The sequence below is a fragment of the Actinomycetospora chiangmaiensis DSM 45062 genome (assembly GCF_000379625.1).
Lineage (GTDB): Bacteria > Actinomycetota > Actinomycetes > Mycobacteriales > Pseudonocardiaceae > Actinomycetospora > Actinomycetospora chiangmaiensis.
The window spans coordinates 407,606-422,173 of sequence record NZ_KB903240.1; the positions used below are offsets into that span (position 1 = coordinate 407,606).

Below are 14,568 nucleotides of genomic sequence, written 5' to 3' on the forward strand. Positions count from 1 at the left end.
CCAGCTCCGCTGCGCTACGTGTCCGTTCACTTGACCGCGCCGAACGACAGACCCTGCACCAGCTTGTTCTGCGCCACCCACCCGGCGAGGATCACCGGGAGTGCGGCCAGGGTCGCGGCTGCCGACAGCTGCGCGAAATAGAGCCCCTGCGACGTCACGAACTGCACGAGGAACGTCGGCATCGTGCCCGCGTTCGCCGACGTGAGGTTGACCGCGAAGAAGAACTCGTTCCACGAGAAGATCACGCAGATCAGCGCGGTGGCGAAGATGCCCGGCGAGATGATGGGCAGCACCACCTCGCGCAGCGTGCGCATCAGCGACGCCCCGTCCATCGAGGCCGCCTCGAGCAGTTCGACCGGGACCTCGAGGAAGAACGAGCGCATCATCCACACCGCGATGGGCAGGTTCATCGCGGTGTAGAGGACGATCAGCGTCCAGATGTTGTCCAGCAACCGCAGGTTGTTGACCACGACGTAGATCGGGACGATGGCCGCGACCACCGGCAGCATCTTCGTCGAGATGAAGAAGAAGAGGACGTCCTGCGTCTTCTCCACCGGACGCAGCGACAGCGCGAACGCCGCCGGCGTGGCCAGCAGCAGCACGAGCACCGTGGAGATCACCGTCGCGCCGAGCGAGTTCGCGAGATAGGGCCCGATCCCCGCGTCGAACACCGTCCGGAACTGCTCGAGCGTCGGGCTGAACACGAACGTCGGCGGGCTGGACTGGGCGTCGCCCTCGGTCTTGAACGCGGTGAGCACCATCCAGAGCACCGGGAAGAAGAACCCGATCCCGAGGATCCACGTCAGCGTGGTCAGCAGGACGGGCCCCGTCCGTCGGGAGCGCCGCGGCTCGTCGTCCGCGGGTCCCGACGAGGCGGCCCGCGCCCCGCGCTCGGTCGTGATCGTCATCAGTGGCTCCCCTCGGCGGCGCCGAAGCTGCGGAAGACCAGCCGCAGCGCGAAGGTCGCGACGATGATCGTCATGACCACGACGACGACGCCCATCGCGGCCGACTGGCCGATGTCGAAGCCGAGGAACGCCCGCTGGTAGATGTAGAAGGGCAGGTTCGCCGACGCGGTGCCCGGCCCGCCCTGGGTGATCATGTAGACCGCGTCGAACGTGTTCACCAGGTAGATCGCGCCGAGCACGGTGCCCAGCTCGATGAAGCGGCGCAGGTGCGGCAGCGTCAGCTCCCGGAAGATCGCCCAGGCGCCTGCCCCGTCCATCCGCGCGGCCTCGATCTGGTCGGTGGGCATCGACTGCAGGCCGGCGAGCAGCAGCAGCATCATGAACGGCGTCCACTGCCAGATCAGCGCGACCATCACCGACGCCAGCGGGAAGTCCGAGATCCAGGCCTCCTCGCCCACGCCGAACGGCGACAGGACGAAGTTGACCAGGCCGTAGGTCGGGTCCAGCAGCGTCGTCTTCCACAGCAGGGCGGCGGCGACGGGCGTGATGAGGAACGGCGTCACCAGCAGGGTGCGCACCACGCCACGCCCGACGAAGTGCCGGTTGAGCAGGAGCGCGAGCACCAGCCCGAGCACCACCGCGATCAGCACCGACCCGAGGGTCATGATCACCGTGTTCAGGGCGACCCCGCGGAACTGCGAGTCCTGGAAGACGCTGACGTAGTTGTCGAACCACACCCACTGCTGGGAGCCCGGGCGCACCAGGTTCCACGACTGCAGCGAGTAGAAGATCGTCAGCAGGAACGGGATCTGCGTGACGATGATCGTGAAGACCAGGGCCGGCAGGAGCGGGGCGCGGCGCACCCAGCCCTCGGCCCGTGCCGAGCGCGTCGGGGTCTGTCCCGGTGCCGGTGGCGGCCCGGAGGGGGTTCTCGGTCGTTCCTGCACGGCCGTCACGGTCGGGCTCCGCTCCGCTGCGTCTCCTCTGTCATCGCTGGTAGCTCTCCCCCACCGTCGTCGCGTACTTCTGGGACTGGTCCAGCGCCTCGGCGGGCGTGATCTGCCCGGCGATCGCGGCACTCAGCTGCTGGCTCACGCGGGTGCCGAGGTCCTGGAACTCGGGGATCCGGAGGAACTGCACGCCCTGGTAGGGCACCGGCTCCACCGTCGGCTGCTGCGGGTTCGCCCGGACGATCGCGTCGCGCACGGTGTTGGCGAAGGCCCCGGCGGCCTGCTGGTACTGCGGGCTGTCGTAGGTCGAGGTCCGGGACCCGGGGGGTGCGGACTCCCAGCCGAGCCGGTTGCCGACCAGCTGGACGTACTGCTTCGAGGTCATCCAGCTCATGAACTTCCACGCGGCGTCCACCCGCGGCGAGGTCTTCGGGATGGCGAGCGACCAGGAGTACAGCCAGCCCGAGCTCGGCGTCGCGAGGACGGGGGCCGGCACGAACCCGACCTTGCCGACGACCTTGGACTCCTCGGGGTTGATCACCGTGCCCGCGGCCGACGTCGAGTCGTACCACATCGCGACGTTGCCCTGGCCGAACGCGGTGCCGCACTCGGAGAACCCCGCCTGGGACCCGCCGGCGATGCCGTGGTTGCGCGCCAGGTCGACGTAGAACTGCGTCGCCTGCTCGAACTGGGGGCTGGTCAGCTGGGCGTTCCACTGCGGGTCGTACCAGCGGCCGCCGAACGTGTTCACCACCGTGTTGAACGGCGCCATCATCTCGCCCCAGCCGGGCTTGCCCCGCAGACAGATCCCCGCGGTGCTGCCGCCGCGCTGCCGGTCGTCGAGGCGGGCGGCGGCGTCGGCGACCTGCGGCCAGGTGGGCTGCGCCGGCATCGTCAGGCCGGCCCGGGCGAACAGGTCGGTGCGGTACATGAGGAACGAGGACTCGGCGTAGAACGGCACCGAGTACATCCGGCCCTGGTAGGAGAGCGCGTCGCGCACCGTGGGCAGGAAGTCGTTCCGGTCGTAGCCCGGGGTCTGCGCCATGAGGGGCTCGAGGTCGGTGAGCCACCCGTTCTGCGCCCACTGCGGGGTCTCGTAGTTCGAGATCATGACGACGTCGAACTCGCCGCCGCCGGTGGCCACCGACGCCGTGATCTTGGCCCGGGCCTCGTTCTCCGAGAGCGTGACGAACCGCAGGCGGATGCCGGGGTTCTCCCGCTCGAACTCGGGCGAGAGCGTGATCGCGTCCTTCATCTGCGGGTTGGACACGATCGCGACGGTCACGGTCTGCGCGCCGTCGGCGGCGCCGAGGGCCCCCGCGCCCGAGCAGCCCGCCACCAGGGCGAGCAGCGCCGTCGCGACCAGCGCGAGCGCCGGTCGGCGACGTCCCCGGTGGGGTCCGGCCCGTCGTCCCGTCGTCGGTCTCCGCACGGCCTGCCCCCGTCCCGGTCGAGTGACGTGGTTCACGCCGACGTCACGTCGGGCGACGGTAGGACCCCGAAGCGTGCGGACGCAAGCGCTTGACCGGTACATCCGGGACCGACCTCGGAATTCACTGCTCCCCCCGGCGCCCGGCACCGGGCATCATGCGGCAGGGCAACGGCGGCGGAGGAGAGGGTCCACGAGTGACCACGATGGCGGACGTCGCGCGGCGTGCCGGCGTCTCGACGGCCACCGTCTCGCACGTCCTGAACAACACGCGGGCGGTCAGCGCCGATACCCGCGCCGCCGTCCTCGCCGCGGTCGAGGAGACCGCCTACACGCCGAACACCGTGGCGCGCTCGCTCGCGACCAACCGGACCACCACGTTGGGTCTCGTCCTCTCGGCCATCTCGAACCCCTACTTCGGGGAGCTGCTCTCCTCGGCCGAGTCCGCCGCGGCCGCCGCCGGCTACACGCTGCTGCTCGTCGACCCCCACGAGGACCCGGAGTACGAACGCACCGTCGTCGCCCGCCTGCACCACCACCGCGTCGACGGGGTGGTGCTCGCGCCGTCGGCACGCCCCGGCGCCGCGCTGGAGTACCTGGCCCGCCACGAGGTCCCGACCGTGCTGCTCGACCGGCTCTCCGCCGAGGGCCGGGCCGCCGCGCTGGACCAGGTCGGCAGCGAGAACCACGACGCGACCGCGACGCTCACCCGCCACCTCGTCGAGCACGGGCACACCCGCATCGCCCTGGTCGCGGGCCTCGAGGGACTCACGACGACGGAGGAGCGCTGCGCCGGGTTCGGCCGCGCGCTCGACGACGCCGGGGTGCCGCGCGACCCCACGCTGGAGGTCTCCGGCGAGTCCGCGAGCGAACCCGCCCGCGCCGCGATGGCCGGGCTGCTGGGCCTGCCCGAGCCGCCCACCGCCGTCGTCGTCGGGAACAACAGCATGACGATCGGGGTGATCGCGGCCCTGCGCGACGCCGGGGCGCGGGTGCCCGACGACGTCGCCGTGGTGGCCTTCGACGACTTCGCGTGGGCGGACCTGTTCTCCCCGCGCCTCACCGTCATGGCGCAGCCGTTCGACCGGATCGCCGCCGAGGCGGTCCGGCTGCTGCTGCGCCGCCGGGCCCACCCCGAGGCCCCGCTGGAGGTGCTGCGCCTCCCGCCGTCGTTCCGGATCCGGGAGAGCTGCGGCTGCCGCGTGTGAGCATGGGCGCATGCCTGCCTACGTCGTCGGGGTCGACTCCTCCACCCAGGCCACCAAGGTCGTCGTCGTCGATCCCGACGACGGGTCCGTCGTCCGGGAGGCGCGCCGGGCGCACCCCGAGGGCACGGAGGTCGACCCGCGGCACTGGTGGACGGCGCTCTGCGAGGCGCTCGGCGAGGTGGGCACCGACGACGTCGGCGCGATCGCCGTGGCCGGGCAGCAGCACGGGATGGTGCTCTGCGACGGGCGGGGCGAGCCGGTGCGCGAGGCGCTGCTGTGGAACGACACGCGCTCGGCCGACGCCGCCCGGGCGCTCACCGAGGAGCTCGGCGGCCCGGGCGCGTGGGCGGACGCCGTGGGCACGGTCCCCGTCGCGAGCATCACCGCCACGAAGCTGCGGTGGACCGCCCGCGCCGAGCCGCAGACCGCCGAGCGGGCCCGCGCGGTGATGCTCCCGCACGACTGGCTGACCTGGCGGCTGCGCGGCGGGGCCCGGGCCGGCGCCGAGGCGGTCACCGACCGCGGCGACGCCTCGGGCACCGGGTACTGGTCGGCGCACACCGAGGACTACCGGCCCGACCTGCTGGAGCTCGCCTTCGGCCGGCCGCTCGAGGTGCCGCGGGTGGCCGCGCCGGGCGAGACCGTGGGCCGCGGGCACGACCACGGGCCGGTGCCCGGAGCGGTCGTCGCCCCCGGGACCGGGGACAACATGGGCGCTGCGCTCGCGATCGGGACGGCGCCCGGCGAACTCATCGTCTCCCTCGGGACCTCCGGGACGGTGTTCGCCGCGACCGACCGGCCGACGGCCGACCCGTCCGGCTTCGTCGCGGGCTTCGCCGACGCCCGCGGCCGCTACCTGCCGCTGGTGTGCACGCTCAACGCGGCGCGCGTGCTCGGGGTCGGGGCGACCCTGCTCGGCGTCGACCCCGACGGCTTCGACGACCTCGCGCTGGCCGCCGACGCGGGGGCGGGCGGCCTCGTCCTGGTCCCCCACCTCGAGGGCGAGCGCACCCCGGACCGCCCCGACGCCACGGGCACGGTCGCCAACCTGACCCTCGCGAACGGGACCCGGGAGAACCTCGCCCGGGCCGTCGTCGAGGGCATGCTCTGCGGGCTCGCCGCGGGGGTGGAGGCCCTCGCGGACGTCGGGATCGACGGCTCCCGGGTGCTGCTCATCGGCGGCGGCAGCCGCTCCCGGGCCGTGGCGGCGATCGCGCCCGCCGTGTTCGGGCTCGACGTCGAGGTGCTCGCGCCGGCCGAGTACGTGGCGCTCGGGGCCGCCCGGCAGGCGGCGTGGGCGCTGACGGGCGACGAGCCGGACTGGCGGATCGACCGGGACACCGTGGTGGAGGCCACCGGGGCCGACCGCGACGCCGCCCGACACGTCCGGGCGGCCTACGCGACGATCGTCGGGTGAGCGATCTCCCCCTCGCCGAGGACGACCTCGACCAGCCCGGCCTCATCGCGCCGGGCGCGATGCGCACCCACGGCAGTGTGCCGCCCGACGTCGTCCTGTGCTTCTTCCCCGAGGTGATGACGGCCCTCGGCGAGCAGCACCCGGAGATCGCGGCCCTGCACTCGGAGAACGGCCGCTCCCCCGTGTACGGCGTCCCGCGGCCCGACGGCCGGACCGTCGCGGTGGCGCATCCCGGGGTGGGGTCGCCCATGGCGGCCGCCAGTCTGGAGGAGCTCATCGTCCTCGGCGGCCGGCGGTTCACCGCGGTCGGCGGGGCGGGCGTGCTGGTGCCCGACCTCGTCCTGGGCCACGCGGTGGTGGTCTCCTCGGCGCTGCGCGACGAGGGCACGTCGTTCCACTACCTGCCCGCGGCGCGGGTCGTCGAGGCCGACCCGGAGGGCGTCGAGGCGCTGGTGGCGGCCCTGCACGCCGCGGACGTCGCCCACACCGTCGGCCGCACGTGGACCACCGACGCCGTGTACCGGGAGACCCGCTCGCGCACGGACCGCCGTCGCGAGGAGGGCTGCCTCGCCGTCGAGATGGAGGCCTCGGCCCTCATCGCGGTGGCGCGCTTCCGGGGGGTGGCGTTCTCCCAGGTGCTGTTCGCCGGGGACTCCCTGGCGGGCGAGCAGTGGGACAGCCGTCGGTGGACGACCGCCCGGGAGGCCCGGGCGGCCCTCGTCGACGTGCTGGTCAGTTCCCGGTGACGAGCGTCAGGCCGTACTGGTTGAGGATCGGGCGCAGCGGCTGGAAGTAGGTCGTGCCGCCGGTCGTGCAGTCGCCCGAGCCGCCGGAGAGCAGGCCCTGCGCCTGGGCGGTGCCCGGCGCGAGGAACGAGCCGCCGGAGTCGCCGGACTCGGCGCACGCGCTGGTCTGGGTCAGTCCCTGCACGGTGACCCCGTTGCCGTAGTTGACCGTGACGTTCTTGGCCTCGATCACGCCGCAGTGGTAGCCCGAGGTCGACCCGGACCGGCAGACCTGGGTCCCGACCGGGGCCTCGGTGGCGCCGGTGACGGTCGGGCCGCCCCGGACCTGGCCGCTGCCGCGCCAGGCCGCGGTGTTCGCGACCTGGATGATCCCGTAGTCGTTGGTCGGCCACGCGGTGAGAGCGACGTTGCCGATCCGCTGCCCGTTCGGGCCGGACCAGCTCGAGGTGTTCTGGGTGCAGTGGCCGGCGGTGAGCAGGTAGGTCGTGGTGTTCCGGCGGACCGAGAAGCCGTCCGAGCAGCGGATCCCGGTCGTCGTGGTGACGCCACCGGAGGTCGACGTGCTGGTCACGGTGGTGATGGCGGTCCCGCCGACCAGCGGCGCGGCGACGAGCGCCCGGATCGGCGCGGACATCGGCTGCACCCGGACGGCCGCCGGGTTCTCGTCGGCGGCGAAGTCGGTCGCGGCCTTCGTCGCGGGCCCGACGACCGCCACGACCGTCTGGTTCGTGGTGGGGTCGACGAACCACGCGGCCACGTTGGCCGGCGCCCGGCCGCGCCGCTCGTCCAACCGCTGCTTCGCGGCCTGTCCCGCGCCGGGTTCGACGGGCGTGGGCCGGGTCGTCGACCCCGGTCCCGACGGCAGGGGTGGTGGCGTCGGCGTCTGCGCGAGCGCGGGGACCGCCAGCGCGAGGACGGCGGTCAGGACGAGCGCGACGGCGGCGCCGACGCGACGGGCGGCGGGGGCGGTGAGGGGCACGCGGGGTCCTCCGGGTCGGGCCGGACAGCACGGACGGTGAGCGGTGGTGTGCTGGGGGTATCGACCCTGCGGCCCGTGGTCGTTACTCCGAACGGCCTAATCACCGACATGGGTGACCCTACGTCGGCCGCCCGTCCCGCGCGCGCGGCGTCGCCCGGACGGGTACCTCCCGCGACCACGACGGAATTGCTGCGCAATAAGCATCGGGTGCCGCGCCGGGAAGGGGGAATTACTTCCCCGACGGCGGGCGGGGTGGCCGCGAGCCCCTCGGCTATCGTGGCGCCGTGGCCGACCGCTGGGATCCGCGACCGGGCGGCGGCGGGGCTCCGCGTCCGTCCGCTCCGTCGCGCTGGTCGACCGGTTCGTTCTCGCGCGGCGGCCCGCGCGGCCCACGGCCCGGGAGCCGACCGCCCGCCGGTCCGCCCCGCGACGCCCGGCCCCGTCAGGCCGGCCGCTTCGCCGTCGGCCCGGGCTTCCCGTGGCCCCTCGTCGTGGTGGGTGCCCTGGTGGTGACCGCCCTGCTCGCCTGGCTCGTCGGGCAGCGTGCCGGGATCCTGGGGTTCCTCTTCCCCGTCGGGTACCTGGTCGTCTGCGTCCTCGCGGTGTGCGCGGTCCGCCCCGACGGGGTGCTCGTGCCCGCCCTCCAGGCGCCCGTGGTGGCCTTCCTCGGCCTGGTGGTGGCGGCGATCGTCCGGGGGGACACGGCCAGCAGCACGCTCTTCGTCCTCGGGGTCTTCGCCCCCCTCGCGCAATTGTTCTGGTGGATGCTCGTCGCACTCGTGGTCACCGCGGTCCTCGGATTCCTGCGATTTCGTGAGGCGAATCCTGGGTTCTCGATCCTGGGTGCCGCGCGCAGTGTGAGGAACGCGTGATGGCGCCGCGCGATCCGGACCGTCCCGGCCAGTTCCGGATGCCCCGCCGTGGGGACACCCGTCCGGAGGGCGGCGCTCCCTCACCGGGCGGTCCGTCCCCCGCCGGGCCCTCCCCCGCCGGGCCCTCCCCCGCCGGGCCCTCCCCCGCCGGTCCGTCCCCGGGCGGTCCGTCCCCGGGCGGGCCCTCGCCCGCGCGTCCGGCGGGCCCGCCGCCCGCCCGGCCCGCCGGTCCGCCGCCGGGTGCCGGTCCGTCCGCGCGGCCGCCGGCCGCGCCGCCCGCGGGCGCGCCCCGTCCGGGCCGGGGCCCGGGTCGACCGCCCGGGCCGCCGGCCGGACCACCGCCCGCTCCGCCGGCCGGTCCGCCTGCGGGAGCCCGCCGGCCCGCGCCGACCCCGACCCGGGTCGCACCCTCGCCCGTCCCGGGCGGCCCCGACGGGGCCGGGGACGGCCCGTCGTCGGGACGGGGTGCCGGAGGTGCCGCGCTGCTCGAGCGGGTGCGGACCTGGGCGACCACCCGGGTGCTGCTGCTCGTGCTGGCCGCCGCGTCCGTGCTGATCCTGCTCATCTCGGGCGCGACGGTGCTCGCTGCCCGCACCGTCGACTCCGGGTTCTCGCGCGTGGACGTCATCTCGACGTCGTTCGGGTCGATCTTCGGCACCGACCAGAACATCCTGCTGGTCGGGCTCGACACGCGGACCGACTCGTTCGGCAACCCGCTGCCCGCCGACCAGCTCGCCGCCCTGCACGCGGGCGGGAGCAACGACGGTGGCGACCAGACCGACACCATGATCGTGCTGCACATCCCCGGCGGCGGCGGACCGGCCACCGGGTTCTCGATCCCGCGGGACTCCTACGTCGATCTGCCCGACGACTTCGGCAAGCACAAGATCAACTCCGCGTACGCCTACGGCCAGAACGCGGCGCGGACGCAGCTGACGAAGGACGGTGTGAGCGGGAACCAGCTCGCCGTGCAGTCCGGGGCCGCGGGCGCGAAGGTCTCGATCGGTGCCGTCGAGGGACTCACCGGGCTCACCATCACGCATTTCGCGGCCGTGAACCTGGCCGGGTTCGCCTCGATCAGCTCGGCGGTCGGCGGGGTCCCCGTGTGCCTGAACGAGGCGGTCGACGACTCGTTCTCGGGCGCCAAGTTCGCCGCCGGTCAGCAGACCGTCGCAGGAGCGCAGGCCCTGGCGTTCGTCCGCCAGCGCCACGGCCTCCCCGGCGGTGACCTCGACCGCGCCCGTCGGCAGCAGGTGTTCCTGTCGAGCATGGCTCACACCGTGCTGGGGTCGGACACCCTCACCGACTCGACGAAGCGCAACGCGCTGATCGACGCGGTGGACAAGGCGGTCACCGTCGACCGCCAGCTCGACGTGCTCGACCTCGCCACGCAGCTGCAGGGCGTGAGTTCCGGGTCGATCGGGTTCCACACGATCCCGATCGTCAACGCCTCCTACGACACCAAGGAGGACGGCGAGGCCGTGGAGGTCGACCCGGCCGCGGTCCAGAAGTACATCTCCGACACGGTCTCCGGAGCGGGGCAGGCGACGCCCGCGCCGGCGGCGGGTGGCTCGTCGTCGGGCTCCTCCGGCGGCTCGAACACCGGTTCCTCCTCCGGCAGCGCCGCCCCGAAGTCGAGCGCCGCGCCGGCGGTGCCGTCGGAGGACGCCGGGACCGCCGCGCCGACGGTCCCCTGCGTCAACTGATCACTTCAGGACGTTGACCGCCCGCGCGACGACCAGCGCAACCGTGGCGAGGGAGACCGCGGACTGCACGAGCATCGTCAGCTTCGCCCAGCGCGACAGCGGCATCGTGTCGGTGGGGCTGAAGGCCGTGGCGTTGGTGAACGAGACGTAGAGGTAGTCGACGAACTGCGGCTCCCACTCCGGGTCGATGTCGGGCGACTGCATCTGCGGGAACAGGAAGTCGGGGACCTCACGGTCGCCGCTCGCCCGGGCGGTGGGGCCCCCGCGGTCGAACTGCCAGTACCAGAGGGCGAAGCCGATCACGTTGGTCGCCCAGATCGCGGCGCCGGTGGCGAGCAGGGTGCCGGGGTCGTCCCCGCCCTGCCCCCCGACGAGGTGGTAGACGAGCCGGACCGCGGAGAAGCCGTTCGCCACACTGATCATCGCCGTCAGCACGAGGCTCACCCGACGGCGCCAGCGCGGCTCGGCCTCGAAGCGGTTGGCGACGATCAGGACCACGAGCACCGCGATCTCGAGGACCGGCAGCAGCCACGCGGAGCCGATCACCACCTCGTCGGGAAGGGTCAGCTGCAGCCCGGCGACGACGAGGATGGCGAGCGCCACCGGCCAGCGCTGCTCGCCGGTGGTGGCCCGCCGCCAGGCGGGGAGGGTGGAGGACACCTGCGTCAGTGAACCTCCTCCAGGGCCCTCCCCGTCGTCAGGGGTCCGAGCAGCCCGACATCCAGACAGAGCACCACGATCAGGACCGCCGAGCCGCCGAACACCCACACCGGCCCGGCCGTCGCGAGGAGCGGGACGGCGACGAAGGGCAGCAGGACCGAGGTGCCACGCGAGAGCGAGTAGGCGACGCCGGACGCCGTCGAGCGGATGGCGGTCGGGAAGATCTCGGCCTGGTAGATGTGGAACGAGTTCGAGAAGACGTTGCTCGCGGTGGTGAGCAGGAACCCGGCGACGACGATGAGCCAGGGCGCACCGGCGGCGGCGAAGACGAGGCCGAACACCCCGATCGCGAGGGCCGACGCGATGATCAGGTACTTGCGTTCGAACCGTTCCACCAACGGCACGGAGATCAGCGAGCCGATCGGGTAGCCGGCGAAGCTCAGTGCGGCGTACGCCAACGAGTCGGTGACCTCGAACCCCTTGGCGACCAGTACGAGCGGCGCGAGCGTGCCGAACCCGTAGTAGGCGACGGTCTGCAGGACCTGGAAGACGAACAGCATCACCGTGCGCCTCCGGTAGGCGGTGAACGCGATCCGCAGCACCTCGAGGGTGGACCGCTCCCGTCCCCGCTCCGGGGTGGGCGCGCGGGCCGGGAGCTCGTCCACGGCCCCCGGGCGGCCGGCCCTCGCCGCGATGTCACGCACCACGTGCTCCGCCTCGTCGAAGCGGCCGCGGGACTCGAGCCACCGCGGCGACTCCGGCAGCACGCGGCGCATGACGATGACGAACACGGCGCCCAGCGCGCCCGCCACGAGCAGCCACCGCCAGCCCGCGATCCCCGCGATCTGCTGGGCCGCGACGAGCTTGCCACCGAGCAGGGCCGCGACCGGCACCCCGAGGAAGCCGACGGTGTAGGCCCAGGCGATGTAGCGGCCCCGGACCTTCCCCGGGAGGAACTCGGCGAGGTAGGTGTCGACGAGTACCAGCTCGCAGCCCAGCCCGATGCCGCCGAGGAAGCGCAGCAGCAGGAACACCTCGATGTTCGGGGAGAACGCTGCGGCGAGGCTGAAGAGGCTGTAGATCAGCAGGTTGAGCAGGAAGACACGCTGGCGGCCGATCCGGTCGGCCACCACCGAGAGCACGTTCGCGCCGACGAACATGCCGAGGAAGCCGCTCGCGACGACGGCCGCCTTGCCCACCGACCCGAGCTGGAACTCGCGGGCCAGGATGGGCGCGAGCACCCCGCCGAGGAACACCTCGTAGAGGTCGAAGAACGATCCGATGCCGACCAGCACCACGATCGTGCGGTGCCAGCGCGAGAGCGGGAGGTTCTCCAGCGCAGCGCTGGCGCCCGCCGTCGAGACCGGTCCGGCCATGGCCATCGTGCGCCTCCTCGCGCTCGGTGCTGAGCGCAAGAAAATACCCGCTCGATCAGGCGAGGTCGAATTGCTCGCGACGTCCGGTCGGGACCAGGTCCACGTACTCCGGGTGCTTGGCGATCCAGCCGCGGATGAACGGGCAGAACGGCAGGACCGCGAGCTTCCGCTCCCGCGCGTCGTCCAGCGCGGCACGGGCGAGCCGCCCCGCCAGGCCCTGTCCGGCGAACGCGTCGTCGACCTCGGTGTGGATGAACGCGATCGTCTCGCCGTCCCCGTGGGGGTCGGTGCGCAGCGCGTACTCGGCGAACCCCGCGACCTGGTCGCCGACGCGGATCTCGTAGCGGTGCCGGTCGGGGACGTCGGTGACGTCGAACTGGTCGGGCATGGTCGGCCTCCTCGGTCATGCTGGCGGGGTGCGACCCTATGTCCGATGAGCGACCGAGCGCTGTCCTTCGGCCGACTCGCCGAGGACTACGACCGCGTCCGGCCCGGCTACCCGCCCGAGGCGTTGCGACCCGTCGTCGGGAACCTCGTGGTGGAGGTGGGCGCCGGGACCGGGAAGCTGACGGCCCTGCTGGCTCCCGGACGGCGGGTCGTCGCGGTCGAGCCCGATCCCGCCATGCGGGCCGTGCTGGACGGGCGGGGACGGCGCGACGTCGAGGTGGTCGACGGGACGGGCGAGCGGCTGCCGGTCGGGACCGGCGAGGCGTCCGCCGTGGTCTACGGCCAGTCCTGGCACTGGGTCGAGCCCACTGCCGCGGCCGCCGAGGCGCGGCGGGTCCTCGCCGACCACGGCGTGCTGCTGCTCCTGTGGAACGTGCCCGACGTGTCGGTGGACTGGGTGCGCGAGCTCAACCGCCTCGCGGGGCTCCCGGAGGCCGTGCCGGAGTTCGCGCCGCTCGAGCTGGCCGGCTTCTCCCCCGGCGAGGTCCGACACGTGCCCTGGCAGCAGCCGCTGACCGTGGACGACCTGGTCCTGCTGTTCTCGACGTTCTCCCGCGTGAGCACCCGGGAGCCCGCCGACCGGGACCGGGTGCTGGAGTCGATCCGCGCGTCCCTCGCGGGCCGGTCGACGGTGTCCTATCCGTACGTCTGCGTCGGCCTGGTCCATCGTCGGACGCCGGGGTGAGCTGCGCCGGGCGCGAGCCGCGAGAGCGACACCAGGCATCCCGGGCCGCCCAGGACCCTGCCTCGTGCCACCCTCGCGGCGCCGCGGGCCAGCGTCGGCCGGCGCCTCAGGCGTTCTCGAGCACCCGCTCGCGGCGCTCCGACCGGACCGACCGCTCCGCCAGAGCACCGAAGACCAGTCCGAGGACGCCCCAGAGCAGCACCTGGGCGGTGACGGCGTACACGCGGAACGAGTAGAGGAGGTCCGCGTCGAAGCCGGGGAACACGATCCGGCCGACCGGGTCGCGCAGCGGTTGCGGCGTCTCGCTCACCGCCGGGCCGTACGTGGCGACGTTGGCGGAGAGCTCCCCGAGCGAGGGCAGGAGCGCCATGAGCACGCCCACCAGCACGACGTAGGCCAGCCCGCCGACGACCACCGCGTTCCACGTCCCGAGCCGCTCCCGCAGCGCCCGCGCCAGCAGCACGGCCACCACGAGCAGCACCACGGACCCGACGATCATGACGAGGTAGAGCCCCGACCGGTCACCGATCGTCTCCTCGTGGCCCACGGCCGGCGGGTTGGCCGGGTACTTCACGAACGGGGTGGCGTAGAGCGTGAGGAAGCCCGCGCCCGCCACGAGCAGTGCGAGCACCCGCGGGCGCACCGACACCTTCCCCTGCAGCAGCGTGTAGACCACCGCGAACAGCAGGCCCAGTGCCACGCCGACGAGGACCATCCCGGCGCCGATCCCCCACACGCCCTGGACGCTCCGGCTGAAGATCTCCGGGCCCTCCTCGGGTGGTGCGGTCCCGGCCGCCGTGGCGAGCGCCGCCTCTGCCTCGCCGCGCCCGGCCTCGTAGTCGATCGCGGCCTGGATGAGCGGCTCGGCGAACCACAGCGCGAACAGCCAGGCGACCACGCCGCCCAGCGCGCCCGCGAGCGCCGCCCGCGGGATCACCGTCCTCGCGTGCATCAGTGGCACGGGAAGCCGAGGAAGTGGCGGGCGTCGTGGACGAACTCGTGCACGACCATCGTGTGGCCGAACAGCGAGGTCGCGCCCTCGTCGAAGCCGATCAGGTAGAAGAGCAGCAGTCCGACGACGAGCGAGCCGATCAGGTAGGGCAGGTTGCCGACCGCGGTGGTCGCGGTCGCGCGTGCGCGGGTGACGCCGGCAGTGGTCACGGGGGGTCTCCTCGGTCTCGTGGG

General features: G+C 73.5%; 15 protein-coding genes. 6 read left to right on the top strand and 9 right to left on the bottom strand.

From position 1 onward, the window contains the following. Positions 1-26: 26 nt before the first annotated feature. From A3CO_RS0118985 to A3CO_RS0118995, 3 genes are read right to left on the bottom strand one after another with little or no spacing between them, the layout of a single operon-like run. Positions 27-908 (bottom strand): carbohydrate ABC transporter permease, encoded by an 882-nt coding sequence (locus tag A3CO_RS0118985; protein WP_018333826.1) that lies wholly within the window; start codon positions 906-908, stop codon positions 27-29. Beyond that, positions 908-1,864, bottom strand: a complete 957-nt coding sequence (locus tag A3CO_RS0118990; RefSeq protein WP_026204769.1) for a carbohydrate ABC transporter permease — start codon at positions 1,862-1,864, stop codon at positions 908-910. The genes A3CO_RS0118985 and A3CO_RS0118990 overlap by 1 nt, the downstream gene beginning before the upstream one ends. 31 nt (positions 1,865-1,895) lie before the next feature. Then, on the bottom strand, positions 1,896-3,290 hold the full coding sequence (locus A3CO_RS0118995) for an ABC transporter substrate-binding protein (RefSeq protein ID WP_018333828.1): 1,395 nt from the start codon (positions 3,288-3,290) through the stop codon (positions 1,896-1,898). Between the two features lie 203 nt (positions 3,291-3,493). Here A3CO_RS0118995 and A3CO_RS0119000 point away from each other — a divergent pair, with 203 nt between their 5' ends. The 3 genes from A3CO_RS0119000 to A3CO_RS33140 are packed head-to-tail and all read left to right on the top strand — an operon-like array spanning position 3,494 to position 6,658. After that, positions 3,494-4,495: a LacI family DNA-binding transcriptional regulator gene (locus A3CO_RS0119000; protein WP_211214507.1), complete on the top strand. Its 1,002-nt coding sequence runs from the start codon at positions 3,494-3,496 to the stop codon at positions 4,493-4,495. Positions 4,496-4,505: 10 nt separating this feature from the next. Next, entirely contained in the window at positions 4,506-5,912 is a 1,407-nt protein-coding gene (gene xylB / locus A3CO_RS0119005) for a xylulokinase (RefSeq protein WP_018333830.1), read from the top strand. Further along, positions 5,909-6,658, top strand: coding sequence for a nucleoside phosphorylase (locus A3CO_RS33140; protein WP_018333831.1), 750 nt, complete (start codon positions 5,909-5,911; stop codon positions 6,656-6,658). Before xylB ends, A3CO_RS33140 begins: the two co-directional genes overlap by 4 nt. On the opposite strand, the gene A3CO_RS33145 is transcribed toward A3CO_RS33140, so the two are convergent. After that, positions 6,645-7,637, bottom strand: a complete 993-nt coding sequence (locus A3CO_RS33145; RefSeq protein WP_018333832.1) for a S1 family peptidase — start codon at positions 7,635-7,637, stop codon at positions 6,645-6,647. The two genes, A3CO_RS33140 and A3CO_RS33145, sit on opposite strands and share 14 nt — an antisense overlap. Before the next feature lie 284 nt (positions 7,638-7,921). Here A3CO_RS33145 and A3CO_RS38270 point away from each other — a divergent pair, with 284 nt between their 5' ends. Both A3CO_RS38270 and A3CO_RS33150 read left to right on the top strand, forming a co-directional pair. Continuing rightward, positions 7,922-8,509, top strand: a complete 588-nt coding sequence (locus A3CO_RS38270; protein ID WP_018333833.1) for a DUF6542 domain-containing protein — start codon at positions 7,922-7,924, stop codon at positions 8,507-8,509. A gap of 494 nt (positions 8,510-9,003) precedes the next feature. Further along, entirely contained in the window at positions 9,004-10,215 is a 1,212-nt protein-coding gene (locus A3CO_RS33150) for an LCP family protein (RefSeq protein ID WP_018333834.1), read from the top strand. Here A3CO_RS33150 and A3CO_RS0119030 read toward each other — a convergent pair whose 3' ends face one another. From A3CO_RS0119030 to A3CO_RS0119040, 3 genes are read right to left on the bottom strand one after another with little or no spacing between them, the layout of a single operon-like run. Next, complete coding sequence (locus tag A3CO_RS0119030; RefSeq protein ID WP_018333835.1) at positions 10,216-10,875, bottom strand: DUF1345 domain-containing protein; 660 nt, start codon at positions 10,873-10,875, stop codon at positions 10,216-10,218. It lies immediately after the preceding gene. A gap of 5 nt (positions 10,876-10,880) precedes the next feature. Then, the gene (locus tag A3CO_RS0119035) at positions 10,881-12,257 is read right to left on the bottom strand and encodes an MFS transporter (protein ID WP_018333836.1); all 1,377 of its coding nucleotides are present in this window, start codon (positions 12,255-12,257) and stop codon (positions 10,881-10,883) included. Positions 12,258-12,306: 49 nt separating this feature from the next. Next, positions 12,307-12,639 carry a GNAT family N-acetyltransferase gene (locus A3CO_RS0119040; RefSeq protein WP_018333837.1) on the bottom strand — a complete coding sequence of 111 codons (333 nt, stop codon included), beginning with the start codon at positions 12,637-12,639 and terminating at the stop codon, positions 12,307-12,309. Between the two features lie 45 nt (positions 12,640-12,684). Here A3CO_RS0119040 and A3CO_RS33155 point away from each other — a divergent pair, with 45 nt between their 5' ends. Continuing rightward, complete coding sequence (locus A3CO_RS33155) at positions 12,685-13,383, top strand: class I SAM-dependent methyltransferase (RefSeq protein WP_018333838.1); 699 nt, start codon at positions 12,685-12,687, stop codon at positions 13,381-13,383. A gap of 106 nt (positions 13,384-13,489) precedes the next feature. Here the strand turns inward: A3CO_RS33155 and A3CO_RS33160 are convergent, their stop codons facing one another. After that, positions 13,490-14,335, bottom strand: a complete 846-nt coding sequence (locus A3CO_RS33160; RefSeq protein ID WP_018333839.1) for a CbtA family protein — start codon at positions 14,333-14,335, stop codon at positions 13,490-13,492. Next, positions 14,335-14,544, bottom strand: a complete 210-nt coding sequence (locus A3CO_RS0119055; protein ID WP_018333840.1) for a CbtB domain-containing protein — start codon at positions 14,542-14,544, stop codon at positions 14,335-14,337. The genes A3CO_RS33160 and A3CO_RS0119055 overlap by 1 nt, the downstream gene beginning before the upstream one ends. Positions 14,545-14,568: the final 24 nt, after the last annotated feature.

Bases quoted from the DNA above. Each gene is read 5' to 3' on its own strand.
- A3CO_RS0118985 (WP_018333826.1), bottom strand. From the start codon at position 908: ATGACGATCACGACCGAGCGCGGGGCGCGGGCCGCCTCGTCGGGACCC.
- A3CO_RS0119000 (WP_211214507.1), top strand. From the start codon at position 3,494: ATGGCGGACGTCGCGCGGCGTGCCGGCGTCTCGACGGCCACCGTCTCG.
- xylB (WP_018333830.1), top strand. From the start codon at position 4,506: ATGCCTGCCTACGTCGTCGGGGTCGACTCCTCCACCCAGGCCACCAAG.
- A3CO_RS0119035 (WP_018333836.1), bottom strand. From the start codon at position 12,257: ATGGCCATGGCCGGACCGGTCTCGACGGCGGGCGCCAGCGCTGCGCTG.
- A3CO_RS0119040 (WP_018333837.1), bottom strand. From the start codon at position 12,639: ATGCCCGACCAGTTCGACGTCACCGACGTCCCCGACCGGCACCGCTAC.
- A3CO_RS33155 (WP_018333838.1), top strand. From the start codon at position 12,685: ATGAGCGACCGAGCGCTGTCCTTCGGCCGACTCGCCGAGGACTACGAC.
- A3CO_RS33160 (WP_018333839.1), bottom strand. From the start codon at position 14,335: ATGCACGCGAGGACGGTGATCCCGCGGGCGGCGCTCGCGGGCGCGCTG.